Annotated in this window: 23 protein-coding genes and 1 pseudogene; 12 read left to right on the top strand and 12 right to left on the bottom strand. The window is 73.1% G+C overall.

Annotated elements, in window-relative coordinates; genetic code table 11:
* The first annotated feature begins 61 nt into the window (after positions 1–61).
* Positions 62–1489 carry a GNAT family N-acetyltransferase gene (locus CP967_RS30105; RefSeq protein WP_150490991.1) on the top strand — a complete coding sequence of 476 codons (1428 nt, stop codon included), beginning with the start codon at positions 62–64 and terminating at the stop codon, positions 1487–1489.
* Here CP967_RS30105 and CP967_RS30100 read toward each other — a convergent pair.
* Positions 1389–2639: a trans-sulfuration enzyme family protein gene (locus CP967_RS30100; protein ID WP_150490990.1), complete on the bottom strand. Its 1251-nt coding sequence runs from the start codon at positions 2637–2639 to the stop codon at positions 1389–1391. The genes CP967_RS30105 and CP967_RS30100 overlap by 101 nt on opposite strands.
* A gap of 59 nt (positions 2640–2698) precedes the next feature.
* Here CP967_RS30100 and CP967_RS30095 point away from each other — a divergent pair, with 59 nt between their 5' ends.
* From CP967_RS30095 to CP967_RS30085, 3 genes are all read left to right on the top strand, one after another.
* On the top strand, positions 2699–3250 hold the full coding sequence (locus CP967_RS30095; protein ID WP_229888263.1) for an Lrp/AsnC family transcriptional regulator: 552 nt from the start codon (positions 2699–2701) through the stop codon (positions 3248–3250).
* 102 nt (positions 3251–3352) lie between these two features.
* Positions 3353–5044, top strand: a complete 1692-nt coding sequence (locus CP967_RS30090; RefSeq protein WP_150490989.1) for a DUF885 domain-containing protein — start codon at positions 3353–3355, stop codon at positions 5042–5044.
* A 163-nt stretch (positions 5045–5207) separates the two neighbouring features.
* Positions 5208–6077: an ATP-grasp domain-containing protein gene (locus CP967_RS30085; protein ID WP_150490988.1), complete on the top strand. Its 870-nt coding sequence runs from the start codon at positions 5208–5210 to the stop codon at positions 6075–6077.
* Between the two features lie 19 nt (positions 6078–6096).
* Here CP967_RS30085 and CP967_RS30080 read toward each other — a convergent pair whose 3' ends face one another.
* Entirely contained in the window at positions 6097–6549 is a 453-nt protein-coding gene (locus CP967_RS30080) for a rhodanese-like domain-containing protein (protein WP_150492110.1), read from the bottom strand.
* Positions 6550–6876: 327 nt separating this feature from the next.
* On the opposite strand from CP967_RS30080, the gene CP967_RS30075 reads away from it, so the two are divergent.
* Positions 6877–7323, top strand: coding sequence for an Lrp/AsnC family transcriptional regulator (locus CP967_RS30075; RefSeq protein WP_150490987.1), 447 nt, complete (start codon positions 6877–6879; stop codon positions 7321–7323).
* On the opposite strand, the gene CP967_RS30070 is transcribed toward CP967_RS30075, so the two are convergent.
* From CP967_RS30070 to CP967_RS30060, 3 genes are all read right to left on the bottom strand, one after another.
* A complete protein-coding gene (locus tag CP967_RS30070; protein WP_150490986.1) occupies positions 7313–10546 on the bottom strand; it encodes an AAA family ATPase in 3234 nt (1077 codons plus the stop codon). The two genes, CP967_RS30075 and CP967_RS30070, sit on opposite strands and share 11 nt — an antisense overlap.
* Complete coding sequence (locus CP967_RS30065) at positions 10543–11709, bottom strand: exonuclease SbcCD subunit D (RefSeq protein ID WP_150490985.1); 1167 nt, start codon at positions 11707–11709, stop codon at positions 10543–10545. The genes CP967_RS30070 and CP967_RS30065 overlap by 4 nt, the downstream gene beginning before the upstream one ends.
* A gap of 207 nt (positions 11710–11916) precedes the next feature.
* Entirely contained in the window at positions 11917–12543 is a 627-nt protein-coding gene (locus CP967_RS30060) for a YigZ family protein (RefSeq protein WP_150490984.1), read from the bottom strand.
* 96 nt (positions 12544–12639) lie between these two features.
* Here CP967_RS30060 and CP967_RS30055 point away from each other — a divergent pair, with 96 nt between their 5' ends.
* Together CP967_RS30055 and CP967_RS30050 are read left to right on the top strand one after the other, a co-directional pair.
* Positions 12640–13050, top strand: a complete 411-nt coding sequence (locus tag CP967_RS30055; protein WP_150490983.1) for a CoA-binding protein — start codon at positions 12640–12642, stop codon at positions 13048–13050.
* A 55-nt stretch (positions 13051–13105) separates the two neighbouring features.
* Positions 13106–13924 carry an AAC(3) family N-acetyltransferase gene (locus tag CP967_RS30050; protein ID WP_150490982.1) on the top strand — a complete coding sequence of 273 codons (819 nt, stop codon included), beginning with the start codon at positions 13106–13108 and terminating at the stop codon, positions 13922–13924.
* A gap of 243 nt (positions 13925–14167) precedes the next feature.
* Here CP967_RS30050 and CP967_RS30045 read toward each other — a convergent pair whose 3' ends face one another.
* A complete protein-coding gene (locus tag CP967_RS30045) occupies positions 14168–14923 on the bottom strand; it encodes an acyltransferase (protein ID WP_150490981.1) in 756 nt (251 codons plus the stop codon).
* A gap of 190 nt (positions 14924–15113) precedes the next feature.
* On the opposite strand from CP967_RS30045, the gene CP967_RS30040 reads away from it, so the two are divergent.
* The gene (locus CP967_RS30040) at positions 15114–15644 is read left to right on the top strand and encodes a gamma carbonic anhydrase family protein (RefSeq protein ID WP_150490980.1); all 531 of its coding nucleotides are present in this window, start codon (positions 15114–15116) and stop codon (positions 15642–15644) included.
* Between the two features lie 134 nt (positions 15645–15778).
* Here CP967_RS30040 and CP967_RS30035 read toward each other — a convergent pair whose 3' ends face one another.
* Both CP967_RS30035 and CP967_RS30030 read right to left on the bottom strand, forming a co-directional pair.
* Complete coding sequence (locus tag CP967_RS30035; RefSeq protein WP_150490979.1) at positions 15779–16462, bottom strand: DedA family protein; 684 nt, start codon at positions 16460–16462, stop codon at positions 15779–15781.
* A 167-nt stretch (positions 16463–16629) separates the two neighbouring features.
* Positions 16630–17067, bottom strand: a complete 438-nt coding sequence (locus CP967_RS30030; RefSeq protein WP_150492109.1) for a DUF4442 domain-containing protein — start codon at positions 17065–17067, stop codon at positions 16630–16632.
* 182 nt (positions 17068–17249) lie between these two features.
* Between CP967_RS30030 and CP967_RS30025 the strand changes: the two genes are divergently transcribed.
* Together CP967_RS30025 and CP967_RS30020 are read left to right on the top strand one after the other, a co-directional pair.
* Positions 17250–18323, top strand: coding sequence for a DUF8017 domain-containing protein (locus tag CP967_RS30025; RefSeq protein WP_150490978.1), 1074 nt, complete (start codon positions 17250–17252; stop codon positions 18321–18323).
* A 90-nt stretch (positions 18324–18413) separates the two neighbouring features.
* Positions 18414–19742, top strand: coding sequence for an MFS transporter (locus CP967_RS30020; protein ID WP_150490977.1), 1329 nt, complete (start codon positions 18414–18416; stop codon positions 19740–19742).
* Here the strand turns inward: CP967_RS30020 and CP967_RS30015 are convergent.
* Complete coding sequence (locus CP967_RS30015) at positions 19704–20549, bottom strand: spermidine synthase (protein ID WP_150490976.1); 846 nt, start codon at positions 20547–20549, stop codon at positions 19704–19706. The two genes, CP967_RS30020 and CP967_RS30015, sit on opposite strands and share 39 nt — an antisense overlap.
* 95 nt (positions 20550–20644) lie before the next feature.
* Entirely contained in the window at positions 20645–21814 is a 1170-nt protein-coding gene (gene tuf, locus CP967_RS30010; RefSeq protein ID WP_150490975.1) for an elongation factor Tu, read from the bottom strand.
* Between the two features lie 512 nt (positions 21815–22326).
* On the opposite strand from tuf, the gene CP967_RS30005 reads away from it, so the two are divergent.
* Together CP967_RS30005 and CP967_RS30000 are read left to right on the top strand one after the other, a co-directional pair.
* A complete protein-coding gene (locus tag CP967_RS30005; RefSeq protein WP_150490974.1) occupies positions 22327–23052 on the top strand; it encodes a TVP38/TMEM64 family protein in 726 nt (241 codons plus the stop codon).
* Positions 23053–23222: 170 nt separating this feature from the next.
* The gene (locus CP967_RS30000) at positions 23223–24095 is read left to right on the top strand and encodes an undecaprenyl-diphosphate phosphatase (RefSeq protein ID WP_150490973.1); all 873 of its coding nucleotides are present in this window, start codon (positions 23223–23225) and stop codon (positions 24093–24095) included.
* A gap of 54 nt (positions 24096–24149) precedes the next feature.
* On the opposite strand, the pseudogene CP967_RS29995 reads toward CP967_RS30000, so the two are convergent.
* Positions 24150–24349: pseudogene (locus tag CP967_RS29995) on the bottom strand (IS256 family transposase); the annotation flags it as partial.
* Positions 24339–24722, bottom strand: a complete 384-nt coding sequence (locus CP967_RS35540; RefSeq protein ID WP_308436093.1) for an FAD-dependent oxidoreductase — start codon at positions 24720–24722, stop codon at positions 24339–24341. The gene CP967_RS35540 and the pseudogene CP967_RS29995, both read right to left, overlap by 11 nt.
* Positions 24723–24877: the final 155 nt, after the last annotated feature.

Genomic DNA, 24877 nt, shown 5'->3' with positions numbered 1-24877 from the left:
CGTAACCCATCGGTCACAATGCGTTCGTGATCAGGCAACACCGTTCGGTCACAGTGAAGGCATGACTGATGTGACGTCCGCGAAGAGTGCCCGCCGCCCGCACCACTGGCGGCGGGACGTGATCGAGCTGGCCGCCCTGTTCACGGCGGTCGCGGTGGCCGACGCCATCGCGAACCTGATCGGGCACCAGCCCGACGGCCCGTACCTGCTGATCGCCTCGGCGGTCGCCCTGGTCGCCACGGCGGCTTTCCACACATGGTGGGCACGGCGGCACAGCCACGCCCCGCCCCCTGCTTCCGATACCGGTCCCGCCGGGGCCGGCGGGGGGCCGTCGGCGGACGGTGGCAGCGCTGTGCCCGGCCCCACCGTGCTGTGGCGGATGCGTACGACGGTACGGGACGCCCCCGGAGCCCTGGCGGTCCTGTGCACCGCTCTGGCCAGGCACCGGATCGACATCCTGACCCTGCAGACCCACCCGCTGGCCGAGGGGACCGTCGACGAGTTCCTGCTGCGGGCCCCGGAGTCCCTGCCGGCGCGGCGGCTCGCCCAGGAGGTGTCGGCCGCGGGCGGGACGTCCACCTGGATCGAGCGCGCGGACGCGCACGATCTGGTGGACACCCCGACCCGGGTCCTCTCCCTCGCCACCCGCACGGCCCTGGACGCGGCCGAGCTCCCGCTCGCGCTGCGCCGGCTCCTCGGCCGGTGCACCATCCGCTCGGTGCCCGCCCGGCCCCCGTCGGGGCGGGCGGCAGGGGAGAACGCGCCGGTGGAAGGGGTGCTGGAGGACACCGTGATGAGGCTGTGCGACCCCTCGGGCGGCACGATCACCGTGGAGCGCCCGTACCTCCCGTTCACCCCGGCCGAGTTCGCCCGTGCCCGTGCGCTGGTGGAGCTCGACGCGCGGCTCGGCCCGCGGGTGCCGCGCCGTGAGGACGCGTTCACCCTCCCGGAGGGCGACGAGATAACGGTACGGCGGGCCGGCAGCGGTGACCTGGCCGCCGCGCGGGCCATGCACGAGCGCTGCTCGGAGCGCACGCTGGGCCTGCGTTACCACGGTCCGGTGCGCGACGCGGACCGCTATCTGGACCACCTGCTCAGCCCGCGGTTCGGCCGGACGCTCGCCGTGCAGACGGCGTCGGGCAGGCTGGTGGCGCTGGGGCACCTGCTCTGGGACGGCGACGAGACGGAGGTCGCCCTCCTCGTCGAGGACGACTGGCAGCGGCGCGGCATCGGCTCCGAGCTGCTGGCCCGGCTGGTGGCCCTGGCCGGCGAGGCGGGCTGCGAGAGCGTGTACGCCGTGACCCAGGCGCACAACACGGGGATGGTCGCGGCGATGCGCGCGCTCTCGCTGCCCCTCGACTACCAGATCGAGGAGGGCACGCTGGTCGTCACCGCCCGGCTCGCTGCCTCTCCTGCCCGGCAGGCTCCTGCCGGCGGGGCGCCGTCCGGGTACGGGCCGCCGGAGGAGAGCCCGCGGCTTCGGCGCTGAGCGCCTGGTCCAGGTCGGCCCAGAGGTCCTCGACGTCCTCCAGTCCGACCGACATCCGCAGCAGGCGGTCGCCGACACCGGCGGCCCGCCGGTCCCCCTCGTCCACGATGCGGTGGCTGATGGAGGCGGGGTGCTGGATCAGGGTGTCCACACTGCCCAGGCTCACGGCGGGTGTGACGAGGCCGACCCCCGCGATCACCCGGTGCGGGTCTCCGTGCACCTCGAAGGAGACCATCGCCCCGCCGAGCCGGGGATAGTGCACCCGGGCGACCCGGGGGTCGGCCGTGAGCCGGCGGGCGAGCTCGGCGGCCGTGGCCGACGCGGCCCGTACGCGGACGGAGAGCGTGGACAGACCGCGCAGCAGCAGGTATCCGGCCAGGGGGTGCAGCACCCCGCCGGTGGCGAAGCGGACCTGGCGCAGTGTCGCGGCGAACTCCTCGTCGCAGGCGACGACCCCGCCCATCACGTCCCCGTGCCCGCCGAGGTACTTGGTCGCGCTGTGCAGCACGATCCTCGCGCCGTGCCCGGCCGGCCGCTGGAGCACCGGTGTGGCGAAGGTGTTGTCGACGAGCAGCGGTACGGTCCCGCAGGAGTGCGCCACCGCCTGGATGTCGATCTCGGCCAGGGTGGGGTTGGCGGGCGTCTCGATCATCACGAGCCCGGTGTCGGGGCGGAGCGCGTCGAAGACGCCGGCCGGGTCGGTCCAGGTCACCTCGGTCCCGAGGAGCCCCGCGCCGAGCAGGTGGTCGCTGCATCCGTACAGCGGGCGTACCGCGACCACGTGGCGCAGTCCCGCGCCGGCGCGGGCCAGCAGCACCGCGGTGAGCGCGGCCATCCCGCTGGCGAACGCGACGGCGGATCCGGTCCCTTCGAGCCGGGCGAGCGCGGTCTCGAAACGGGCGGTGGTGGGATTGTCCAGCCGGGCGTACACCGGCGGCCCGTCGGGCCGGGCCCCGGTGGCGGCGAAGGCGTCGATACGCTCCGCCTCCGCCCGGGAGTCGTAGGAGGGGTAGGTGGTGGACAGGTCGATCGGTGCGGCGTGCAGGCCGAGAGAGGCGAGGTCGTCGCGTCCGGCGTGCACCGCCTCGGTGGCGAACGCCCTGGACCTGATGGGTGCGGGGGAGACCGGTGAAGAGGCTTCTGCGTCCATGCCGCCACTCTGAACAGTGACCGGCCTGATGCGGTGAATTCCCGTGTAACGTTCGCCGCATGCCCGATTCTGTCGCTCTGGACCCGGTGGATCTGCACATTCTGCGGCTCCTGCAGAACGATGCGCGGAGGACGTACCGGGACCTCGCCGCCGAGGTGGGGGTGGCTCCGTCCACCTGCCTCGACCGGGTGGCGAGGCTGCGCCGTTGCGGTGTGATCCTCGGGCATCAGCTGAGGCTGGATCCGGCACGGCTGGGGAGGGGGCTGGAAGCCCTGCTGCTGGTGCAGGTACGCCCGCACCGCCGGGAGCTGATCGGTCCGTTCGTCGAGCGGGTCCGGGCCCTGCCCCAGTCGCGCGCGCTGTTCCATCTCACCGGGCCGGACGACTACCTGGTGCATGTGGCGGTCGCCGGCCCCGGGGACCTGCAGCGTCTGGTGCTCGACGAGTTCACCTCCCGCCGGGAGGTCGCGCGGGTGGAGACCCGGCTGATCTTCCAGCAGTGGGACTGCGGCCCGCTGCTGCCCCCGGTCCACGAGGGGGCGCCGGACGCCGGCCGCGCCGGGTCCGCAGGACGCGCGGCGGAGGCCGACGGCGGCCCCGCCGGGAACTGACGCCACGTCACCCCGGTCCGGCGGCCGTTCCCGCCGCAGGTCCGCGGGGCCGTGCACCGCAAACCGGTGACGCGGGGCCGTTCTCCGTACGAGGATGTCCGTATGTCAGACACAACGAGCAGCGCACTGCCACGCCAGGTCGCCGACGCCTACGTCGACGCATTCATCGAACTAGACCCGATCACCGGTACCTATCTTGGTGTCGCGGAAAGCTCTCGTCGGCTGCCCGATTTCTCGCCCGCGGGACAGGAAGCCATGGCCGGGCTGATCCGCCGCACCCTCACGGAGCTCGACGCCGCGGAGCGGACGCCCGGTGCGGACTCCGAGGAGGAGCGGCGCTGCGCACGGCTGCTCCGGGAGCGGCTGACCGCCGAACTCGCCGTCCACGAGGCCGACGAGGGCCTGCGCGCCGTGTCCAACATCCACTCCCCCGCGCACAACGTGCGGGACGTGTTCACGGCCACACCGACCGCGACCGACGAGGACTGGGCGGCGGTCGCGGACCGTCTCCGGGCGGTCCCCGCCGCACTGGAGGGGTACCGCGCCTCGCTGGAGCTCGGTCTGGAACGCAAGCTCCACGGCGGTCCGCGCCCCACCGCCACGTTCATCGGGCAGCTGGGTGTCTGGGCGGACGGCGAGGAGGGCGGGCGCGGGTTCTTCCAGGAGTTCGTGGCCGCCGGCCCCCAGTCGCTGCGCCCGGAGCTGGACGCCGCCGCAGCGGAGGCCACCGCAGGTCTCCTGGCGCTGCGGGACTGGATGCGCGAGGTGTACGCCCCGGCGGTCGAGGGCGCTCCCGACACGGTGGGCCGTGAGAGGTACGCCCGCTGGTCACGCCAGTTCAACGGTACGGATCTGGATCTGGACGAGGCGTACGCGTACGGCTGGTCCGAGTACCACCGCCTGCTGGCCGAGATGAGGACCGAGGCCGAGAAGATCCTGCCCGGGGCGGGCCCGTGGGAGGCGCTCGCCCACCTCGATGTGCACGGGAAGCACATCGAGGGGGTGGAGGAGGTCCGTGAGTGGCTGCAGGGCCTGATGGACGAGGCCATCGAGGCGCTGGACGGCACGCACTTCGAACTCGCCGAGCGGGTGCGGAAGGTGGAATCCCGGATCGCCCCGGCGGGCGGGGCGGCGGCACCGTACTACACCGGTCCCTCCGAGGACTTCTCGCGCCCCGGCCGGACCTGGCTCCCCACCATGGGGGAGACCCGTTTCCCGGTGTACGACCTGGTGTCGACCTGGTACCACGAGGGGGTGCCGGGCCATCATCTGCAGATCGCGCAGTGGACGCACGTCGCGGACAGCCTGTCGCGCTACCAGGCGTCGATCGGCCACGTCAGCGCCAACGCCGAGGGCTGGGCGCTGTACGCGGAACGGCTGATGGACGAGCTGGGTTTCCTGCCCGACGCGGAGCGCAGGATCGGCTATCTGGACGCGCAGATGATGCGTGCCTGCCGGGTGATCGTGGACATCGGCATGCACCTGGAACTGGAGATCCCGGGGGATTCCCCGTTCCATCCCGGTGAGCGCTGGACGCCGGAGCTCGCTCAGGAGTTCTTCGGCAACCACAGCGGCCGGCCGGCCGACTTCGTGGAGAGCGAGCTGACCCGTTACCTGTCGATGCCGGGCCAGGCCATCGGTTACAAGCTGGGTGAGCGTGCCTGGCTGCTGGGCCGGGAGAACGCCCGCAAGGCGCACGGTGACGCGTTCGACCTGAAGGCCTGGCACATGGCCGCCCTGTCGCAGGGATCGCTGGGGCTGGACGATCTGGTGGACGAGCTGTCGCGGCTGTGACCTCCCGGGCGGGGCGGGGCGCGTGTCCGCCTCACCCGCCCGGCCGGTACGCCCGTCCGGCGCGTCCGCCCGTCCGGTCGGTGCACCCCGCCGCCCGCCGCCTGCCCACCTGCCCACCTGCCCACCTGCCCACCTGCCCACCTGCCCACCGAATGAGTGTCCCGTGGCCCCGGCGTCCTTCCTCTTCTGCTCCGACCCTCTGCGGCCGGGCCGCCCCGACCCGCAGTTCGCGCGGGAGGCCGCCGCTGTCCGCGGTGCCGGCGGCCGGGTCGTCCTGGTCGATCACGACGCGCTGACGGCCGGGGAGGCCGAGGCGGCCGTCGCCGGGGTGCCCGCGGCCTCGGGGCCGTACTGGTACCGGGGCTGGATGGTTCAGGCGGAGCGTTACGGGGAACTGGAGCGGGCGCTGGCCGCACGGGGCTGCTCCCTGTCCACGAGGGCCGCCGCTTATCGCACCGCCCATGAACTCCCCGGCTGGTACGCGGTGTTCGCCGGACTGACTCCGCGCAGTGTGTGGTGCGGCCTGGCGCCCGGGGCCGGTCCGCCCGACGCCGTCTCACTGGCCCGGCTCGCCGGGCCACTGGGGGCGGGGCCGGGCGTGGTGAAGGACTTCGTGAAGTCCCGTGCGCACGAGTGGCACGAGGCCTGCTTCGTGCCGGAGCTCACCGACACCGGCCGGCTCGCCGCCGTCGTCACGCGGTTCCTCGAACTGCAGGAGGACTCCCTGGCCGGGGGCCTCGTCCTGCGCGCGTACGAACCCTTCGCGGCGGAAGGCGAGGCGCGGGTGTGGTGGGTGGACGGCGTGCCGGTGGCGGTGACCGCCCACCCCGGCACGCCGGACCGGCTGCCGTCCCCGCCGCTCGACGCCGTGGGCGAGGCCGTACGGCGTCTCGGGTGCCGCTGGGTGACGACCGATCTGGCGCTGCGCGAGGACGGGGTCTGGCGGGTGGTGGAGGTGGGCGACGGGCAGGTCAGCGGCCTGCCCGCCGGGGAGGACGGGCACGCCGTGTTCGCCGCCCTCCCCGCGCGGTGACGGGGTCCGGCCACCGGTTTCAGCAGCCGCAGTCCTCGGCGTCCTCCGGTGCGGTGAGCGGGTCGGGGACGCGGCGCTCGCGTCCGTGCCGCGACTCGAAACCGAAACCTTCGCGCACCCAGTACTCGAAGCCGCCGAGCATCTCCTTGACCTGGTAGCCCAGTCCGGCGAGGGCGAGCGCCGAGCGGGTCGCCCCGTTGCAGCCCGGCCCCCAGCAGTAGGTGATCACGGGGACCGCGGGGTCGAGGAGGGCTGCGGCCTGCTCGGCGACGAGGGCGGTCGGCAGGTGCACCGCGCCGGGGACGTGCCCCTGCTCCCAGGCGGCGGTGGAGCGGGAGTCCACGACGACGAACCCGGGTTCGTCCCCGCCGGCCAGGACGCCCGCCACGTCGGAGACGTCGGCGTGGAACGCGAGCGACGCGCTGAAGTACGCGGCGGCCACCGCCGGATCAGCCGGGGGGACACGCAGCACCGGGTTGCCGGCGGTGGACGGGCCGGTGGCGGCGGACGGCGTCGAAGACGGGCCGGCGGCAGGCCGCGCGGTGAGGGGACGCGGGGAGACGGGCCGCTCGCTGGGGGGCTGCGCCGCGGGGGAGTCCACGGCGAGAAGCCGGGGGTCCGTGGCAAGGGGCCGGGGGTCCGTGGCAGAGGGCTGGGGGGCCGTGGCAGTGGGCTGGGAGTCTGCGGCAAGGGGCTGTGAGTTCATGGCCGAAAATCTATGGCCGTCGAACCCGGCCCGGAAGTCGAGATCCACGCCACATCGCTTGATCCGGCGCTGTTTTCCCTGTTGTCTGTTCCCATGACCGACTATTCCCCGGACGCCACCGACTGGCGCATCCTGGATGTCCTGCAACGCGACGGACGTGCCACTTTCGCGGAACTGGCGCGCGCCGTCGCGATGTCCCCGAGCGCGGTGACCGAGCGGGTGCGCCGGCTGGAGGAGGCAGGGGTGATCAGCGGTTACGCCGCGGTGGTCGACCCGGAGCGGCTGGGGCTGCCGATCCTGGCCCTGGTGCGGCTGCGCTATCCGACCGGCAACTACAAGCCGTTCCACGATCTGGTGGACAGCACACCGGAGATCATCGAGGCGCACCATGTGACCGGGGACGACTGCTTCATCCTGAAGGTGACCGCCCGGTCGATGCGTCATCTGGAGGAGGTGACGGGGCGCATCGGAGGGCTGGGCTCCGTGACCACCAGCGTGGTGTACAGCTCTCCGCTCCCCCGGCGTGCGATCAGCCGCTGACCTGGCCGGCGACCCGGTGGCGTACCACCGAGCCGTCCCGCTCCTTCACCACCTCGAGCTGGGCGGGGATCCGGCGGCGCAGGTCGGGGACGTGACTGACGATACCGACGCTCCGGTCGCGTTCCCGCAGGGAGTCCAGGACGTCGAGGACCTCGTCCAGGGTCTGGTCGTCCAGGCTGCCGAAGCCCTCGTCGATGAAGAGCGTGTCCAGGCGCACCCCGCCCGTCTCGTCCGTCACGACGTCGGCGAGGCCGAGCGCCAGGGCCAGTGAGGCGAAGAACGTCTCCCCGCCGGACAGGGTCGCCGTGTCGCGTTCGCGGCCCGTCCAGGAGTCGACGACGTGCAGGCCGAGCCCGGCCCGGCGGCTCCCGGTCCGCGCGTCGGAGTGGACCAGGGTGTAGCGGCCCGAGGACATCCGCTGGAGGCGGGCCGTCGCCGCGGCGGCCACCTGTTCGAGGCGGGCGGCCAGCACATAGGCCTCCAGCCGCATCTTGCGTTCGTTGTCGGCCGAGGTTCCCGCGGTCAGTCCGGCGAGACGGGCCACCCGGGTGTGTTCCTGGCGCAGCGGCCCCAGCGCGCGCACCTCGTCCGTCGTACGGCGAGAGAGCCTGTCGAGTTCGGTGCAGCGCTCCTGGGCGGTGGCGAGCGCGGTCATGTGTTCGCGCAGCCGCCGCTCAGCCAGGTCGTACGCGGCTTGCGCGACGTCCGGGGCGGCCGGCGGCTGTTCGGCCGCCGCGGCGGCGTCCGCCTCCGCGAGCCGTTCCGCGACGGCGGCCGCCTCAGCCTGCCAGGCGTCGGCCTCGCGCTGGAGTTCGCGCTGGGCGGCGCTGTCCAGGAGCGCCGCGGCGGCGTCCTGCGGGGTGTCGAAGCCCGCGCGGAAGGCCGCGTCGGCAAGCCGCCCGTCGGCCTCCTTGCGCTGCCGGGCCGCCCGTTGTTCGGCGCGCAGCGCCTCCGCCGCGTCGGCGAGCAGCGCGGCCCTCCGTTCGAGCAGGGCGGCGTGGGCGGCCACCGACTCCGATTCTCCTCGGGCCCGCGCCAGCTCGTCCTCCAGTGCGCCCTGCTCCCGGTCGAGCGCTTCGCGGTGCGAGATCCGTCCGGCGGCCCGGCGCTCGGCCTGCTGCCGGTCCTCCAGCCGCTCCAGGTGCTCGCGTTCCGCCGCGGCCAGCGCTTCCCTGGCCGTGTGCGTGCCGGCCGCCAGCCGGTGGGCCTCGGCGTGTTCCCGGGTCAGCCGTGCGACGGCGGCCTCGAGTTCGGGGACGGTCACCGTGGCGGCACCACTGCCGTCCGCCCGTTCGTCGCATACCCGTTCGCGGCATGCCTGTTCGCCACGTGTCTGTTCACCGTGCGTCGCTTCACCGTGTGGCCGTTCGGCACCCGGCTGTTCTCCCGGGGCCGGACGGGACCCCGCCCGGCCCGCTGTCCGGCCGCCGGTACCGGCCGGATCGGCCGCGCTCACCGCCCCGGTGCCCCCGGCTTCCCCGGTACCCGCCTCGGCCACCTCGTCCCGTGCCCTGGCCAGGCGTTCGCGCAGTACGTCCAGTGTCCGTTCCGCCGCCCCCCGGGCGTCGTCCGCTCTCCGGTGCGTGGCAAGCGCCGCCTCCTCGGTGGCCCGGTCCACGTGTCCTTCGTCCGCGCGGGCGGGCTCGGGGTGATCGGCGGAGCCGCACACGGTGCACGCCTGACCGTCGACGAGCCGGGCGGCCAGTTCGGCGGCGATGCCCCGCAACCGCAGTTCGCGGAGCCCCAGCCAGTTCTCGTGGGCCCGTACGGCGTCCTCGCGGGCGGCGGTCAGGTCCGCCGCGGCGCGTTCCACCTGCCCGGTCAGTGCGTCGCGCCTGCGGGCGGCTTCCAGCCTTCTGCGCGCGGGGGCGAGCTGCCCGGCGAGCTGCTCCGCACGGGTCGCGGCGTCCTGCGCCGTCTCGACGCGGCGGCGCAGTTCCGCCCGCACGGTGTCCCAGCCGGCCAGCCAGTCGTCGGCCTCCCGGATCAGTTCGTCATCGGCCCTGGACTGCCGTTCGAGACCGACGCGTTCGGTGTCGATCTCCTTGCTGCGGCGCTCGGCCCGGCGGGCCGCGTCGAGCGTGCCCAGCCGGGCCCTGAGCTCCCGTTCCCGTACCGCCAGCTGTTCGGCACCCGCGTCGGCCAGTCCGGGGGGAAGGAGGGCCCGGGTGTGCTCGCGGGCGGCGCCCGCCGCACGGTGGGCCTGTTCGGCCGCGTCACGCAGTTCGAGTGCGGGCGCGACCAGGTCGGCCTTCCGGGCGTGCGCGAGCCGCTGGTGGCAGCGGTCCCGCTCCGCACGGCGCTCCTCCAGGCCGGCGGCCCTTCGGCGGGTCTCCTCGTGGCGTTGCTGGAGCCGGGCCAGTTCACGTTCGGCTTCGAGGGCGCGCAGGGCCGAGGTGTGCCGCGTCCGGGCGGCGGCCAGTGCCGAGCGGGCGATGCCGAGGCGTTCGCGGGCACCGGCGCGGGCGACGGCGGCCCAGGCGAGCACTCCCTCGGCCAGCCCTGGTTCACCGGCCCGGTCCTCGGGGAACGCGGTGTCCGCGGCCGCCGGTCCGGCCGCCTGGGCGATGCGCTGGGCCAGGGCGAGGATCTGCTCGTCGGCCGCTCTCACCCGCGCCTCGGCCCCGCGGCGCAGTTCGGCGAGCCGCTCCTCCACGGCCGCGAACCTACGGGTGTCGAACAGCCTGCCGAGCAGCTTGCCCCGCGCTTCGGCGTCCGCGCGCAGGAAACGGGCGAAGTCCCCCTGCGGCAGCAGCACCACCTGGCAGAACTGGTCCCGGCTCATCCCGATGAGCTGGGAGATCTCCTCCCCTATCTCCTGGTGGGAGCGGCTGAGGGCCCGCCAGCCGTCCTCGGGACGGTGTTCGCGCAACCAGCTCTGCGCCTTCTCCGTGGTGAAGCCTCCGCCCCTCTTCTTGGGGCGCGGCTGGGCGGGCCGCCGGGTCACGTCGAGGCGGCGGCCTCCGACGGTCAGCTCCAGGCGCACCTCGGTGGGCAGGTCCGCGGGTGCGTGGTCACTGCGCAGGGTGGTGCCGGGGCTCTGCCGGGCGCCGGGCACCGTTCCGTACAGGGCGTAGCAGACGGCGTCCAGGACACTGGTCTTGCCCGCGCCGGTCGGCCCGTGGAGCAGGAAGAGCCCGGCCGACGACAGCGTGTCGAAGTCGACCTCCTGGGTCGTGCCGAAGGGCCCGAACGCGGTGACGGTGAGCTTGTGGAGCCTCAACGGGGCACCTCGTTCACCGAGTCGTTCACCCGTACGTCGTCGAGGGCCGACCGCAGCACGGTCCGCTCCTGTTCGCTGGGGCCGCTTCCGCCGCGCACGTGCGCCACGAAGTCCTCCGCGATCTGCTGGTCGTCACGTCCGCCGAGCCGCTGCGCGTAGGAGGCGAGGGGGTCCTCGGGGGACCGTTCGGGTTCGAGGACCAGGGCGAGGGTGTGCGGGAAACGTGCGGTGAGCCGGGCCATCGGCTCCTCGGGCCGGACGGGGTCGGTGAGGGTGGCCTCGACCCACGCCTCCCGGTGCTTCTCCAGGGCCGGGTCCTCCAGCAGCGTGCCGAGGCGGCCGCGCAGCCGGGCGAGGGGGCGCGGGACCGGGCAGTCGACGCGCTCGGCCGCGAGTTCCCCGGCGGGTCCGAGGTCGACGAGCCACATGCTCTTGCGGTGGACGTGCTCGGAGAAGGAGTAGGCGAGCGGCGAGCCGGAGTAGCGCACCCGGTCGGTGACCGTCTGGCAGCCGTGCAGATGCCCGAGCGCCACGTAGTCGACGCCGTCGAAGACCCCGGCGGGGACGGCCGCGACCCCGCCGACGGTGATGTCGCGTTCGCTGTCGCTGGGCTCCCCGCCCGCCACGAACGCGTGGGCCAGGACGACGGAGCGGGTGCCGGCGGGGCGGCCCGCGAGATCGGCCCGTACCCGGTCCATGGCCGCGGTGAGGACTGCTTCGTGTCCGGTCCCGGTCGCGCCGAGGGTGTCCCGGACCAGCGCGGGCTCCAGGTAGGGGAGCCCGTAGAAGGCCACGTCCCCGTGGGCGTCCGGCAGGACGACGGGCATGGCGCAGTCCGCCGGGTCGGTGCGCAGATGGATCCCGGCCCGTGCGATGAGTCCGGCGCCGACGCCGAGCCTGCGGGCAGAGTCGTGGTTGCCGGAGATCATCACGGTCGGCACACCGGCGGCCGCGAGCCGGTGCAGCGCGTCGTCGAAGAGCCGCACGGCGGCCAGCGACGGCACCGCGCGGTCGTACACGTCACCGGCGACGACGACCGCGTCGGCCTCCCGCCGGGCCACCGTCTCCACGAGGTGGTCGAGGTAGGCGGCCTGCGCGTCGAGCAGGGGGACCCGGTGGAAGGACCGTCCCAGGTGCCAGTCGGAGGTGTGCAGGATCCTCAAAGCAACGCTCCGACCCGCATTTTCCCCTCACCCTGCTCCCGGAACCAGCACGAACCGGCGACCGTCACGTGCACCGGGACGGCGGTCCGGCGCCCCTACGATATCCGCCGGGGCCCGGGGGCCGTCCCGTTCCCCCTGTTCCGCACCGGCGCTCCGACCGGGACGGACGGGCCCGGTGGACAGGGGCCGGCCGCGGCCGCGTGGGCCTCAGGCGTCGCCGTACGCCTCCCCGCCCGGTTCGAAGACCGCCGCGCCCGCGGTGGCATCGGCCAGCCAGGCCCTGAAGCCCTCCACGTCGGCATCGGGCAGACCGATCTCGAAGGTCACCAGTTCCGCGTACCGCACGTCGCGCACGGTATGGCCGGTGGCCCGCAGATCGTTCTCCAGCTTGCCGGCGCGCTGGTGGTCCACCGTGACGGTGGCCAGCCTGAACCGCCGCCGGGTGATGGTGCCCAGCGCGTCGAGCGCCTCACCGACCGCTCCCCCGTAGGCGCGGATGAGCCCGCCCGCGCCGAGCTTGATCCCACCGTAGTAGCGGGTCACCACGGCGACCGCGTACCGCACCTCCCGGCGCAGCAGCATCTGCAGCATGGGCACCCCGGCGGTCCCGCCCGGTTCCCCGTCGTCGCTGGCCTTCTGCACGGAGGCGCCCGCGCCGATCACGTACGCGAAGCAGTTGTGGGTGGCGGTGGGGTGTTCCGCGCGGACGCGCGCGACGAAGGCCTGCGCCTCCTCCTCGGTGGCGGCGGGGGCCAGTGCGCAGAGGAAGCGGGACCGGTTGATCTCGGTCTCGTGCACGCCCGCGCGGGCGACGGTCAGGTACTGCTCCTGCATCCCGCCACCCTATGCCGCCCGCCGCCGTCACCTTCCATCCGTCCGTGTTCACTCTCCCGTGGGGAATGGTCGGCGGCCGCGCTCCGTTGACCAGGCATGTACGCAGACGATGAGACGATCCGCAGGATTCTTCAGGACACCGGCGACACCTGGGCCGTGGTCGGCCTGTCCGACAACCGCTCACGGGCGGCGTACGGAGTCGCGGAGGTCCTGCAGCGCTTCGGCAAGAAGGTCGTCCCCGTGCACCCGAAGGCCCTGCCGGTGCACGGGGAGCAGGGGTACGCCTCGCTGGCCGACATCCCCTTCCCGGTCGATGTGGTCGATGTCTTCGTCAACAGCGAGCTCGCGGGCAGCGTCGCGGACGAGGCGGTGGCGGCCGGCGCGAAGGCGGTCTGGTTCCAGCTGGGCGTGCTCGACGAGGCGGCGTACGAACGGACGCGCGCCGCCGGACTGGACATGGTGATGGACCGCTGCCCGGCCATCGAAATACCCAGGCTCACCGGCTGAGGAGCGCTCCCCCTGCGCGAAGGCGTGGTACCGCTCCCGCCTCCGGGCAGGGACAATGTCCGCTGTGACACAGCGCCTCGTCAAGGGTGGGCCCATCACCGCCCGGTTGTCCGAGCTGGGGGTGGAGCGGGGCGGTGTGCTGCTCGTGCACGCCTCGATGCGTGCGGCGGGAACGGACGCCGGTGCGATGGCGGACGCGCTCACCCAGGCGGTCGGAGCGGACGGCACCCTGGTCGTTCCGGCCTTCACCCCGGAGAACTCCGACACCTCACGCTCCTATCTGGACCGGGTGCGCGGGCTGGACGAGGGGGCGCGGGCGGCGGTGCGGGCGGCGATGCCTCCGTTCGACCGGGCGGCGTCGCCCGCCCACGGCATGGGTCTGCTCGCCGAGACGGTGCGGCTTCTGCCCGGTGCCCTGCGCAGTGCGCACCCGCAGACCTCGTTCGCCGCGGTCGGCCGGGAGGCGGCGAGGCTGACGGCCGGTCACCGCCCCGACTGCCATCTCGGCGAGGACTCCCCCCTGGCCCGGCTGTACGAGGCCGATGCCCAGGTCCTGTTGCTGGGCACGGGGTTCGACACCTGTACGGCGTTCCACCTCGCCGAGTACCGCCTGCCCGACCCGCCCCGCCGCCGGTACCGCTGCGTGGTGACCCGGCAGGGGCGGCGCCAGTGGTGGGAGTACGAGGACATCGAGCTCGACGACGGTGACTTCGCGGCCTTGGGCCACGCCTTCGAGCACACGGACGTGGCAGGAGCCGGCGCCGGAGCCGTGCGTACCGGCCAGGTGGCCGCGGCCCGGTGCCGGCTGTTCCGGCTGCGCGCCGCCGTGGATTTCGCCACGGTATGGCTCGGATCCCACCGCCGCCGGCCCTGAGGGCACGCTCGCGGTGCAGGGGGCCCGGACCCCGGCGGCACATGCCCGGACGCCGTGCACCCGGGCACATACGCGTCCGGGCGGACGCACCGGTGCATACGCACCCGGGCAGGCACCACGGACCGGACCGGTTCCGGTCCGGCCTGCGGCCGGCCCCTGGATCAGGCCCTCGGGTCAGACCCGGTCCATGCCGGTGCCGGGCCGCCCGGTCCATGCCGGTGCCGGGCCGTCGGTGACGCGAGGTCAGCCGGTCCGCCCGTGCAGGTGTTCCGGCAGATCCGCCACGGCCAGCAGTTGCTCGGGGGTGACCCCGTCGGGGATCGGCACCGGAGCCGGTGTGCGCAGCGGCGGTTGCCACCCCTTCTCCGGGTCCCAGCTCCGCACGACCCGGGCGGGTGCCCCCGCCACCACGGCGTGGTCGGGTACCGTCCCGCGGACGACGGCACCGGCGGCGACCACCACGTTGCGGCCGAGTCTGGCTCCGGGGAGTATCACCGCGCCCGTCCCTATCCAGCAGCCCGGACCGATCGCCACCGGCTCCATCCGCGGCCACTGCTTGCCGACGGGCTCGTGCGGATCGTCGTAGCTGTGGTTGGTGGAGGTGACGTAGACGTACGGTCCGCAGTACGTCTGCGAGCCGATCGTGACGGTGGTGTCGGCCACGATGTGGCTGCCGCGGCCCAGGACGACGCCGTCCCCCAGGGTCAGGATCGGCTCGGTCCCCAGGTCCAGATCGGGCATCAGGCCCGCGGTGAGCGTCACCTGCTCACCGATGATGCAGTGGTCGCCGAGTTCGATCCACGGTTCCCCGAACACGGTGCCCTGCGGGAAGGCGAGGCGGGTTCCCGTGCCGATACGGCGGAACCGCAACCGCCCCGGGTGCTGCGCGGTGACCGCGCCGGTCGCCTGCACCCACGCCCAGCCCCGGTGGACGGCCCGGGACAGGAGCCGACGCCGCCAGGGGGCAAAGGATGAGAACGTGTTTCTGTTCTTCGGCACCCGATCACCGTAATAGGCCGGGACCGGGCCGATCCCCGGCACAGACTGTGATGTTCACCCCACACCTCACCCGCCACACCCCGCCTCCTGGACCCTGGCCCCTGGGCCCCGGAGGCGGTCGCTTACGGTTCCTCTGATCCAGGGAACCCAGGCAGGACAGCGCTGCCACCCGGTGACGAAGGAGCAGGCGATGGCAGAGAAGGCGTTGATCACCGGCATCGGCGGCAAGGAACCGGCCGTCGACGCGGACGCGTTCGTGGCACCGACCGCCGTCGTGATCGGTGAGGTGTCCCTGGCTTCCGGTTCGAGCGTCTGGTACCAGGCGGTGCTCAGGGCCGACTGCGGGCCGATCTCGCTCGGACCGGACAGCAACATCCAGGACAACTGCAGCGTGCACACCGACCCCGGCTTCCCGCTGTCCGTGGGCGCGCGGGTGTCGGTCGGCCACAACGCCGTCCTGCACGGCTGTGTGATCGAGGACGACGTGCTGGTCGGCATGGGGGCCACGGTGCTCAACGGAGCGCGCATCGGAGCCGGTTCGCTCATCGCCGCACAGGCGCTGGTACCGCAGGGCATGCAGGTGCCGCCGGGGTCACTCGTCGCCGGGGTGCCGGCCAGGGTCAAGCGGGAGCTCACGGCGGAGGAGCGCGAGGGCATCGCGTTCAACGCGGCGGGCTACGTGGAGCTGGCGAAAGCACACCGCGAGGCGCACGGAGCCTGACCGCCGGCCGGTGCGGACGGACCGTCCCCGGGCCCCGGGACCCCGCGCCTCCGGACCACGGGCCCCGGGGCACAGACCCTGGTGGCCCGCACCACGGCCCCCGCGCCGCAGCTCCCGGCTCCCCGGCCCCCGGCTCAGTCGCCCGCGGCCACCGCGCCCGGCTGGGGCGGCTGGGACGGAGAGGGCGACGGCGACGAGTCGGGCGCCGTTCCTTCCCCCGCCTTCTTCGCCCGGTTCCTCAGCACCAGCATCGACGCCAGGCCGATGAGTACGGCGAGCAGCAGCCCCAGCCACGAGAAGCGCTTGAGCCACGCCTCGGCGACGACACCCACCGAGTAGATGACGGCCGTGGTCCCGCCGGCCCAGAGGATCCCGCCGAGCACGTTGGCGGTCAGGAACTTCCAGTACGGCATGCGCAGCACACCGGCCAGCGGGCCGGCGAAGATCCGCAGCAGGGCGACGAAGCGGCCGAAGAACACGGCCCACATGCCCCACTTCTCGAAGGAGCGCTCGGCCATGGCGATCTGTGCGGGGCCGAAGTGTCTGGGGAACTTGCCGCCGAGCCAGGCCAGCAGCGGGCGCCCGCCCTTCCGGCCGATGGCGTAACCGATGGAGTCGCCGATCACCGCCCCCGCCGAAGCGCAGGCACCGAGGACCACCGGGTCGATGTCGCCGTGCTGGGAGGCGAGGAGCGCGGAGCTGACGAGGATGATCTCGCCCGGCAGCGGGATGCCCAGACTCTCCAGCCCGATGACGATCCCCACCAGGAGGTAGATGCTGACCGCCGGTACGGTCTCGAGCCACTCCTGGACGTGCAAGGCCGGTTCCTCCCGTGAGACATGTGCTGCCGTGCACCACGCGTGGTGCACGGCGGGCAGCCTACCCGTCCCGTGGCCGCGGACGGCGCCGCGCCCTCGCGCGGCACCCGTTTCCGGCCCCCGCGCGAGGGAGCCCGGACCCGGTCGCGGTGCCGCTTCCCGCCGGGTCAGCTGTGGGGGCGGAGGGTCCAGACGACGGTCATCTCGCTGGTCACAGCGCCGTCCTCGCGGCGTATCTCGACGCCCACCGGGAACTCCGGCCGCTTGCCCTCGTCCAGTTCGGCGACGACGTCGGCCACCGGCCGGCCCAGGGTGGCGGTCGCGGTCAGAGGGCCCTTGGCGATCTTCTTGAAGGCCATCTCCGTGGTGACGGGGAGCGGGACCGCCCTGGACATCTGGTCACCGAAAGCGGCGATGACGATCGCACCGCTCGCGGACTCGGCCAGGGTGAACATCGCACCGGCGTGCGGTCCCCCCACGTGGTTGCGGTACTCGGGCTGGTCCGGAAGCGCGAGGACGGCCCGCTCCGCGGTCGTCTCCAGGTATTCCAGCTTCAGGGTGCGGACCATCGGGACGCTCGCGGTCAGCATCTCGCCGACCGTCATCTCTTCAGTGCTCATGCCGGGATGTTACTTGTGAGTAGGGTTCCTTGGCCATCCCCTCCTCCCCGTTCCCCGGCCGTCCCCGGCCCTCCGCCGCACCGCCGGCCCCGGCCCGCTCCCCGGCCGTCCGCGCGGGGGGGGCGGCCGTAGCAGTACCAGCCCCCGCCCCTCTATGGTTACTGGCCATGTGGCCAGGACAGCAGCCGCCCGGGGGCGAGCAGAACCCGCAGGACCAGAATCCGAATCCGTACCAGCAGCCGGGGTACCAGCAGCCGAACCCGTACCAGCAGCCGGGGTACCAGCAGGGGCAGCCCGGACAGTCCGGGTACCCGCAGGGACAGCCCGGGTATCCGCAGGGGCAGCCGGGGTACCCGCAGCCCAACCCGTACCAGCAGCCCACGGTGACGCAGTACGCCGCGCCGGGCCCGCCCGGTGGGCCGCGGCCGCCGGACGACAGGAAGAAGACCGCGATCGTGGCGGTCGTCGCCGCGACCGCGGTCGTCGTCGCCGCCGTGGTGACCGGTGTCGTCGTCCTGGGCAAGGACGACGCCGGGGGAGGCTCGGACCACGCGGACGGCAAGAAGGCGTCGCCGTCCGCGGAGCCGTCCGAGAGCGCCCCCTCCTCCCCCGCCGCGAACCCGCGGGGCGGCGAGGACGCCGAGCCGACCGTCCCCGGCTGGAAGGTCGTGACGAACCCCAAGTGGGGCACGCAGTTCGACGTACCGGGTGACTGGGAGGTCGCCGGGACCGGGATGCTCTCCGGTTTCGAGGACGCCAAGAACCCGACGGGGAAGCCGGCCGTCGTGTTCTCCGCACCGGCTTACTACAAGAGCAAGTGGTGCGTGGACGACGTCGACAAGGACGGCTCCAAGGAGGACACCGGTCTGGCGGGGGTCGGGACCAAGGGCGCGCAGGGGGCGAAGAGCACCGACGAGGTCGCGGTGGCCAACGCCGAGACCTGGGTGTGGGCCGCCTACGCCCAGGAGGACGCCAAGGGGAAGGTCAAGGTCGGCAAGGCCGAGCCGTACACCACGAAGTCGGGTCTGTCCGGCAGCGTCGCGACCGCCACCGCCGGTGAGCTGGCCAAGAAGAACAAGTGCGACACCGACGGCAAGGCGATCTCCTTCGGCTTCAAGAACGCCAAGGGCGAGTACGCGTCCTGGATCCTGTACGCCGCGGCCGGGGTGGACGACGAGCTCCCGGACACCACGATCCAGAAGATCCTCAGCACGGTACGCCTGGCGGAGAGCACGTCCTGACCCGACGGGGGCCGGTCGCGGTCCGGCCGGCGCGGCCCCCTCGGTCCGTCCCGTTTGGCACGGCGGGGCCCTGGCGGCGATAGTCCCCTGGTGAGATCCGCGAAACCCTCCCCCACCGACGGCACCCGCACTCCGCGCGCCGGCCGCAATTACGGTCTGCTGACCGCCGCCGCGATCATCACGGGTCTGGGCACCCACGGAGCACTGATCGCGGCGGCGTTCGCGGTTCTGGAGTCGGGCGGTGACGCGGGCGATGTGGGGCTGGTCGCGGCCGCCCGCACCGCGCCGCTCGTGCTCTTCCTGCTGATCGGTGGTGCGGTGGCCGACCGGCTGCCACGCCACCGGGTGATGGTGGCGGCCAACGCCCTGAACTGCGTCTCGCAGGCGGTGTTCGCGTGGCTGGTCCTGACCGGTGACGCCCGGCTCTGGCAGATGATGCTGCTGACCGCCCTGTGCGGCACCGGGCAGGCCTTCTTCAACCCGGCGGCCGAGGGCATGCTGCTGTCCAGCGTCGACGGCGAGCAGGCCGCCAAGGCCTTCGCCTTCTTCCGCATGTCGATGCACGGGGCCGCCATCGGCGGGGCGGCGCTCGGCGGGGCGATGATCGCGGCCATGGACCCGGGCTGGGTCCTGGCGGTCGACGCGGCGGCGTTCGCCGTCGCGGGCGCGCTGCGGGCCTTCCTCGACGTGAGCCACATCCCCGGGCGCGTGCCCGGCGCGGGCCTGCTCGCCGATCTGCGGGAGGGCTGGCGGGAGGTCGCGGGCCGGCCCTGGCTCTGGGCGGTCGTGCTCCAGTTCTCCGTGGTCGTGGCCGTCGTCGGAGCCGCCGAGGCGGTATACGGGCCCCTGGTCGCCCGGGACGAACTCGGCGGTGCCCGGCCCTGGGGCTTCGCCCTCGCCGCGTTCGGGGTCGGCACACTGCTCGGCGCGCTGCTGATGATGCGCTGGAAGCCCCGCAGGCTGCTGCTGGCGGGGACCCTGTGCGTGTTCCCGCTGGCCCTTCCGTCCGCGAGTCTCGCCGTTCCGGTGCCGGCCGCCGTGCTGTGCGGGGTGATGTTCGTGACCGGGATCTCGATCGAGGTGTTCGGCGTCTCCTGGATGACGGCGCTGCACCAGGAGATCCCGGAGGACAAGCTGTCGCGGGTGTCGGCGTACGACTGGTTCGGCTCGGTCGCCATGGTCCCGCTGGCCACCGCGGCCGCCGGGCCGGTGGAGTCGCTCGTCGGCCGCAGCCAGGCGCTGTGGGGGTGCGCCGCGCTGATCCTGGTGGTCACCGCGGGTGTGCTGTTCGTGCCCGACGTACGCAATCTGACGCGCCGCGGCCCCGGGCATCCGGCGCCGTCCGGGGCCCCCGTCGCCGTGCCGCGGCCCGTTCCGGGATCAGCCGAGGCAGAAGGCGCCGTCGGGCGGCTCGGGTGAGGGGACGGCGTCCTCGTCCCGCACGGGCCGCGCGCCGGCCCTCAGCCGGGTGAGCGCGTCACCGTGCGCCACCCGGGCGGGGAAGGCGTCGGCAGCGCAGAGCCGGGTCAGCGGCGCGGTGTCGAGGGGGAGGTGTGCGGCGAGGAGGACGATGTTGCCGAAGCGTCTGCCGCGCAGGACGGCCGGCTCGGCGATCAGGGCCAGGTCGTCGAACACCTCGGCGAAATTGGCCAGCTGGGTGCGCAGGAAGGCGAAGGGGGCCGCGTCGGCGAGGTTGGCGGCGTAGATCCCTCCTTTCCGCAGGACACGTGCGGCGGTTCGCGCGTAGTCGACGGACGTCAGCCGTGCCGGCACCCGGGCCCCGCCGAAGACGTCGGCGACGAGCAGGTCGGCCGAGCCGTCCGGCGCCTGTTCCAGCCAGTCGCGGGCGTCGGCGGCGTGCACGGTGATCGCCGCCCGCTCCGGCAGCGGCAGGTGTTCGCCGACGAGTTCGATCAGGCCGCCGTCCGCCTCGGCGACCTCCTGCCGGGAACCGGGGCGGGTGGCGGCGACGTACCGGGGCAGTGTGAGCGCCCCGCCGCCGAGGTGCAGGACGTCCAGCGGGTCCCCCGCGGGCGCCGCCGTGTCCACGACGTGGGCGAGGCGCCGGGCGTACTCGAACTCCAGGTGCCCCGGTTCGTCGAGGTCGACGTAGGACTGGGGGGCGTCGTCGACGGTGAGCAGCCAGGCCCGCTCGCGGTCCACGTCGGGCAGCAGCCGTGCGGTGCCGTGGTCGGTGGCGCGGATGACGGGTATCGACTCGTTCACACCCCCATTGTTCCCTGTGCCCGGGGGTGTTCCGGACGCGCGGGCCCGTTCCCCGGTGGCACCGGGGAACGGGCCCGCTGTGTGGTGACGCCCCGTCAGAGCAGCTCCGTGACCGTGCCGGCGCCGACGGTCCGGCCGCCCTCACGGATCGCGAAGCCCAGCCCGGCCTCCAGAGGGACGTCCCGGCCGAGCTCGACGGTCATGGTGACCGTGTCGCCGGGGCGCGCGACCGCCGTCCCGCCGAGGTCCACGTCCCCGACGACGTCCGCCGTACGGATGTAGAACTGCGGCCGGTAACCGGTGGCGACCGGTGTGGTGCGGCCGCCCTCCGCCGCCGACAGCACGTACACCTGCGCGGTGAACCGGCGGCTCGGTGTGACGCTCCCGGGGGCCGCCACCACATGGCCGCGGCGGACCCGGTCGCGCTCGACCCCGCGCAGCAGCAGTGCGACGTTGTCACCGGCCTCGGCCGACTCCATCGGCTTGCCGAAGGTCTCCAGACCGGTGACGACCGTCTCGGTGTCCGCACCGTGCACCACCACCCGGTCGCCGGCCCGGACGGTGCCGCGCTCGACGGCTCCGGTCACGACGGTGCCGCGGCCGGTGATGGTGAGCACGTTCTCCACGGACAGCAGGAACGGCGCGTCGGTGTAGCGCACCGGCATCGGTACGTAGGTGTCGACGGCGTCCAGCAGTCCTTCGACGGCCGCCGTCCAGCGGGGGTCGCCCTCCAGCGCGCCGAGGCCGGAGACCCGCACGACGGGCACGGTGTCGCCACCGTAGCCGTGTGCGGACAGCAGCTCGCGGACCTCCAGCTCGACCAGGTCGGTCAGCTCGGGGTCGCCCGCGTCGGCCTTGTTCAGGGCCACCACGATGTGGTCGACGCCGACCTGACGGGCCAGCAGCACGTGCTCGGCGGTCTGCGGCATGATCCCGTCGAGCGCGGACACGACCAGGATCGCCCCGTCGAGCTGCGCCGCGCCGGTCACCATGTTCTTGATGTAGTCGGCGTGTCCGGGCATGTCGACGTGCGCGTAGTGACGGGTGTCGGTCTCGTACTCGACATGCGCGATGTTGATGGTGATGCCCCGCCGCGCCTCCTCCGGCGCCCGGTCGATGCGGTCGAACGGGACGAAGGCGCCGGTGCCGCGGTCGCTCAGGACCTTGGTGATGGCGGCCGTCAGGGTGGTCTTGCCGTGGTCGACGTGACCCATGGTGCCGATGTTGAGGTGCGGCTTGGTGCGTACGTATGCCGTCTTGGACATGGCTCGTTCCTCGGTTCCGAAGCTGGGTGTGTGGACCCCGGGGCCCTGCCGACCCTCCCCTTGCGGGGTCCGCCGGACTGTCGGGGGAGGGTCAGCTTCGGGCGCCGCCTGCGGGCGCGGCGGCAGCGGCGGACGCCGCGCCGGCCGCTGCCGTGATCGCGGCCGCTGCCGCGGTGGTCGCGGGGTTCACGGCAGCCTTCGGCGCGTCCGCGACTGCGGACCGCGCTGCGAGGAAGGTGTGCCGGAACATGTGTCAGATCATGTCCGGGGACCGCACCGGTGTCGAACGGTTTTGGATGACGGCCCGGCAGGGCGGTTCAGCCGATGTCCTCTTGGTCGCCTCGCGCACGGAGAGCGGTGGCAGCCGCTGCCGGGTGCTTTCGACGAAGCCGCAGGCGGTGCGGCACGGTGTCGACGAGCGCGCTGTCCGGTACGGCGGGGCGGGCTGCGCCGGGGCGTTCATGCGGTGCGCATTACGGCGATCACACACCTGTTTCGGTTACTCTCCCCAAATGTTCGAGCCCGTCCCCGCCGCCCGGCCCGCCGGCGGCCTGGCAGTGCGCTGCACCCGGCTGCTGCTCTCCCCGTGGTCCCGGTTCTCCCTGTTGGTGGCCGTGTTGCTGGCCGCCGCCGTCACGATGCTGCTGTTCGAACCACAGCGGCTGCTGGCGTCCGGCTGGCCACCCCAGCTCACCGGCTCGGCCGCGGTGGCGCTGTTCGCCCTCGCCTACGGCGTGTGCACCGTGGCGTTCGTGCCGCGTCCGCTGCTGAACCTGGCCGCCGGAGCGCTGTTCGGTACGCAGGCGGGGCTTGCGGCGGCGATAGCGGGCACGGTGCTGGGGGCCGGTGTCTCCTTCATGCTGGGCCGGGTGCTCGGCCAGGACGCCCTGCGTACGCTGCTGCGCGGTAAGTACCTGAAGGCGGCCGACGGGCTGCTGAGCCGGCACGGCTTCCGTTCGATGCTCGCCCTGCGGCTCTTCCCGGGGGTACCGTTCGCCGCGGCCAACTACTGTGCCGCGACGTCCCGGATGGGCTGCCCGCCGTTCCTGCTGGCGACCGGTATCGGCTCGGTCCCGAACACGGCGGCGTACGTCGTGGCGGGCAGTGAGGCGTCCTCGCCGACGTCTCCGGTGTTCCTGGCCGCGATGGGTTTCATCGTGCTGTCGGGAGCCGGCGCGGCTCTGGTCGCCTGGCGCAGGCGCCACCGGCTGGCGGCGGCCGGCGACCCGGCCGCGTAGCCGGGGGCAGACGGGTTCTGTTCATCTCCAGGCGATACGCTGCGCGCGACCGACAGAGGATGTCCGGGACCATGCCGTCCTGTCCTCTTTTCTGACCAGATCCGCACACCGCTGACGGGCTTCGTGTCCGTCGGCCGTTGCACGAACACCTCCGGGATGGCCGACGCCCCATGAGCTGGTTCGAATCATTCGTCCTGGGCCTCGTTCAGGGACTGACCGAGTTCCTGCCGATCTCCTCCAGTGCGCATCTGCGGCTGACCGCCGCGTTCGCCGGCTGGCAGGACCCTGGGGCGGCGTTCACCGCCATCACGCAGATCGGCACCGAGGCCGCGGTCCTGATCTACTTCCGCAAGGACATCGGCAGGATCCTCTCGGCGTGGTTCCGGTCGCTGACCGACCGTTCGATGCGTGGTGACCACGACGCGAAGATGGGCTGGCTGGTCATCATCGGGTCGATTCCCATCGGGGTGCTCGGGGTGACGTTCAAGGACCAGATCGAGGGTCCGTTCCGGGATCTGCGGCTGATCGCCACCACGCTGATCGGCATGGGCGTCGTGCTCGGTGTCGCCGACCGCCTCGCGGCCCGCGACGAGGCGGGCGGCAGGCACCGCGCGATCCGGGAGCGGAAGTCGCTGAAGGAACTGGGCGTCAGGGACGGCCTGATCTTCGGTTTCTGCCAGGCGATGGCCCTGATCCCGGGCGTCTCCCGCTCGGGGGCCACGATCAGCGGTGGTCTGCTCATGGGCTACACCCGTGAGGCGGCCGCCCGTTACTCCTTCCTGCTGGCCGTTCCGGCGGTGCTGGCCTCGGGTGTCTTCGAGCTGAAGGACGCCGGTGAGGGGCATGTGTCCTGGGGACCGACGATCTTCGCCACGGTCATCGCCTTCGCGGTCGGATACGCGGTCATCGCGTGGTTCATGAAGTTCATCACCACCAAGAGCTTCATGCCGTTCGTGATCTACCGGATCCTGCTCGGCATCCTGCTGTTCGTGCTGGTGGGAGCCGGTGTGCTGAGCCCGCACGCGGGCGAGTCCGGCGGCTGAACCGGGGGCGTACAGGTAGCACGGTCCAGCGTTTTCCAGCGCCTGATCGCAGCGGTGGTCGGTGATCTCGCCCGCGAAAACGGACTCCAGTAGCCGCTTCGTCAGCTGCTGGAGCAGCCGCCTTCGCCGGTCAACTGCAGGCCCTCGGCCTGAGCCCGGCCCACGGGTTCGTCGATCAGCCGGTCGTCCATGGACTTCGACGACACCGCCTCATACAGCTCGACAGTCTCGGCCTCGGTCACGTTATTGCTCATCGATGCATTTTCCGCGATCGGGAGTTACACCGAACGTTTTACAACCCCGGGTCGGCCGGACACCGGCCCGGTGCTCCAGAAAGTGGGCCTCGGCAAGGCGAGGGTCGCCCTCGACGCAGCGGGCCAGAATGCCGGCCGCCGCTTTGTCTTCGGAGACGGGATCGGATTCGCCGTCGATGGCAGTGCCGCCCAGGACGACTGGGTCACCGTGGGGACAGAAGCACAGCAGGTCTGGGGAGAGGCCGGTGTCCTCGGGGGAGAAGAACCCGATCAGCCCGGGGCCGGTGACAACGACGTGCTGGTCGCGGATGGGCCGAAGATCAGACTCCGGGACCGGCTTCTTGGCACCGGGGCCCGCACAGTTGACGATCACAGGGGCCGGGACGGCGTCCCGAGCGAGGCCAGGAGTCGCCGCTCGGCTGTTCCTCCAGGAGGATCGAGCCGGCGCAAGAGGTAGCCAAGGCAAGTGGACGTGTCGATCAGTGGCACGGTGAACCGGTAGCCAACCGAGAACCCGGTCGGCAGTTC

This window comes from Streptomyces nitrosporeus (assembly GCF_008704555.1).
In the GTDB taxonomy this organism is placed as follows: Bacteria; Actinomycetota; Actinomycetes; order Streptomycetales; family Streptomycetaceae; genus Streptomyces; species Streptomyces nitrosporeus.
Note: the sequence above shows the minus strand (reverse complement) of the source record. Positions and strands in the feature narration are given on the sequence as shown.

What these genes read in the sequence shown, in the direction of transcription:
- CP967_RS30105 (WP_150490991.1), top strand. Translation starts at nt 62, where the DNA reads ATGACTGATGTGACGTCCGCGAAGAGTGCCCGCCGCCCGCACCACTGG.
- CP967_RS30100 (WP_150490990.1), bottom strand. Translation starts at nt 2,639, where the DNA reads ATGGACGCAGAAGCCTCTTCACCGGTCTCCCCCGCACCCATCAGGTCC.
- CP967_RS30095 (WP_229888263.1), top strand. Translation starts at nt 2,699, where the DNA reads ATGCCCGATTCTGTCGCTCTGGACCCGGTGGATCTGCACATTCTGCGG.
- CP967_RS30090 (WP_150490989.1), top strand. Translation starts at nt 3,353, where the DNA reads ATGTCAGACACAACGAGCAGCGCACTGCCACGCCAGGTCGCCGACGCC.
- CP967_RS30075 (WP_150490987.1), top strand. Translation starts at nt 6,877, where the DNA reads ATGACCGACTATTCCCCGGACGCCACCGACTGGCGCATCCTGGATGTC.
- CP967_RS30060 (WP_150490984.1), bottom strand. Translation starts at nt 12,543, where the DNA reads ATGCAGGAGCAGTACCTGACCGTCGCCCGCGCGGGCGTGCACGAGACC.
- CP967_RS30055 (WP_150490983.1), top strand. Translation starts at nt 12,640, where the DNA reads ATGTACGCAGACGATGAGACGATCCGCAGGATTCTTCAGGACACCGGC.
- CP967_RS30050 (WP_150490982.1), top strand. Translation starts at nt 13,106, where the DNA reads ATGTCCGCTGTGACACAGCGCCTCGTCAAGGGTGGGCCCATCACCGCC.
- CP967_RS30040 (WP_150490980.1), top strand. Translation starts at nt 15,114, where the DNA reads ATGGCAGAGAAGGCGTTGATCACCGGCATCGGCGGCAAGGAACCGGCC.
- CP967_RS30030 (WP_150492109.1), bottom strand. Translation starts at nt 17,067, where the DNA reads ATGACGGTCGGCGAGATGCTGACCGCGAGCGTCCCGATGGTCCGCACC.
- CP967_RS30025 (WP_150490978.1), top strand. Translation starts at nt 17,250, where the DNA reads ATGTGGCCAGGACAGCAGCCGCCCGGGGGCGAGCAGAACCCGCAGGAC.
- tuf (WP_150490975.1), bottom strand. Translation starts at nt 21,814, where the DNA reads ATGTCCAAGACGGCATACGTACGCACCAAGCCGCACCTCAACATCGGC.
- CP967_RS30005 (WP_150490974.1), top strand. Translation starts at nt 22,327, where the DNA reads ATGTTCGAGCCCGTCCCCGCCGCCCGGCCCGCCGGCGGCCTGGCAGTG.
- CP967_RS30000 (WP_150490973.1), top strand. Translation starts at nt 23,223, where the DNA reads ATGAGCTGGTTCGAATCATTCGTCCTGGGCCTCGTTCAGGGACTGACC.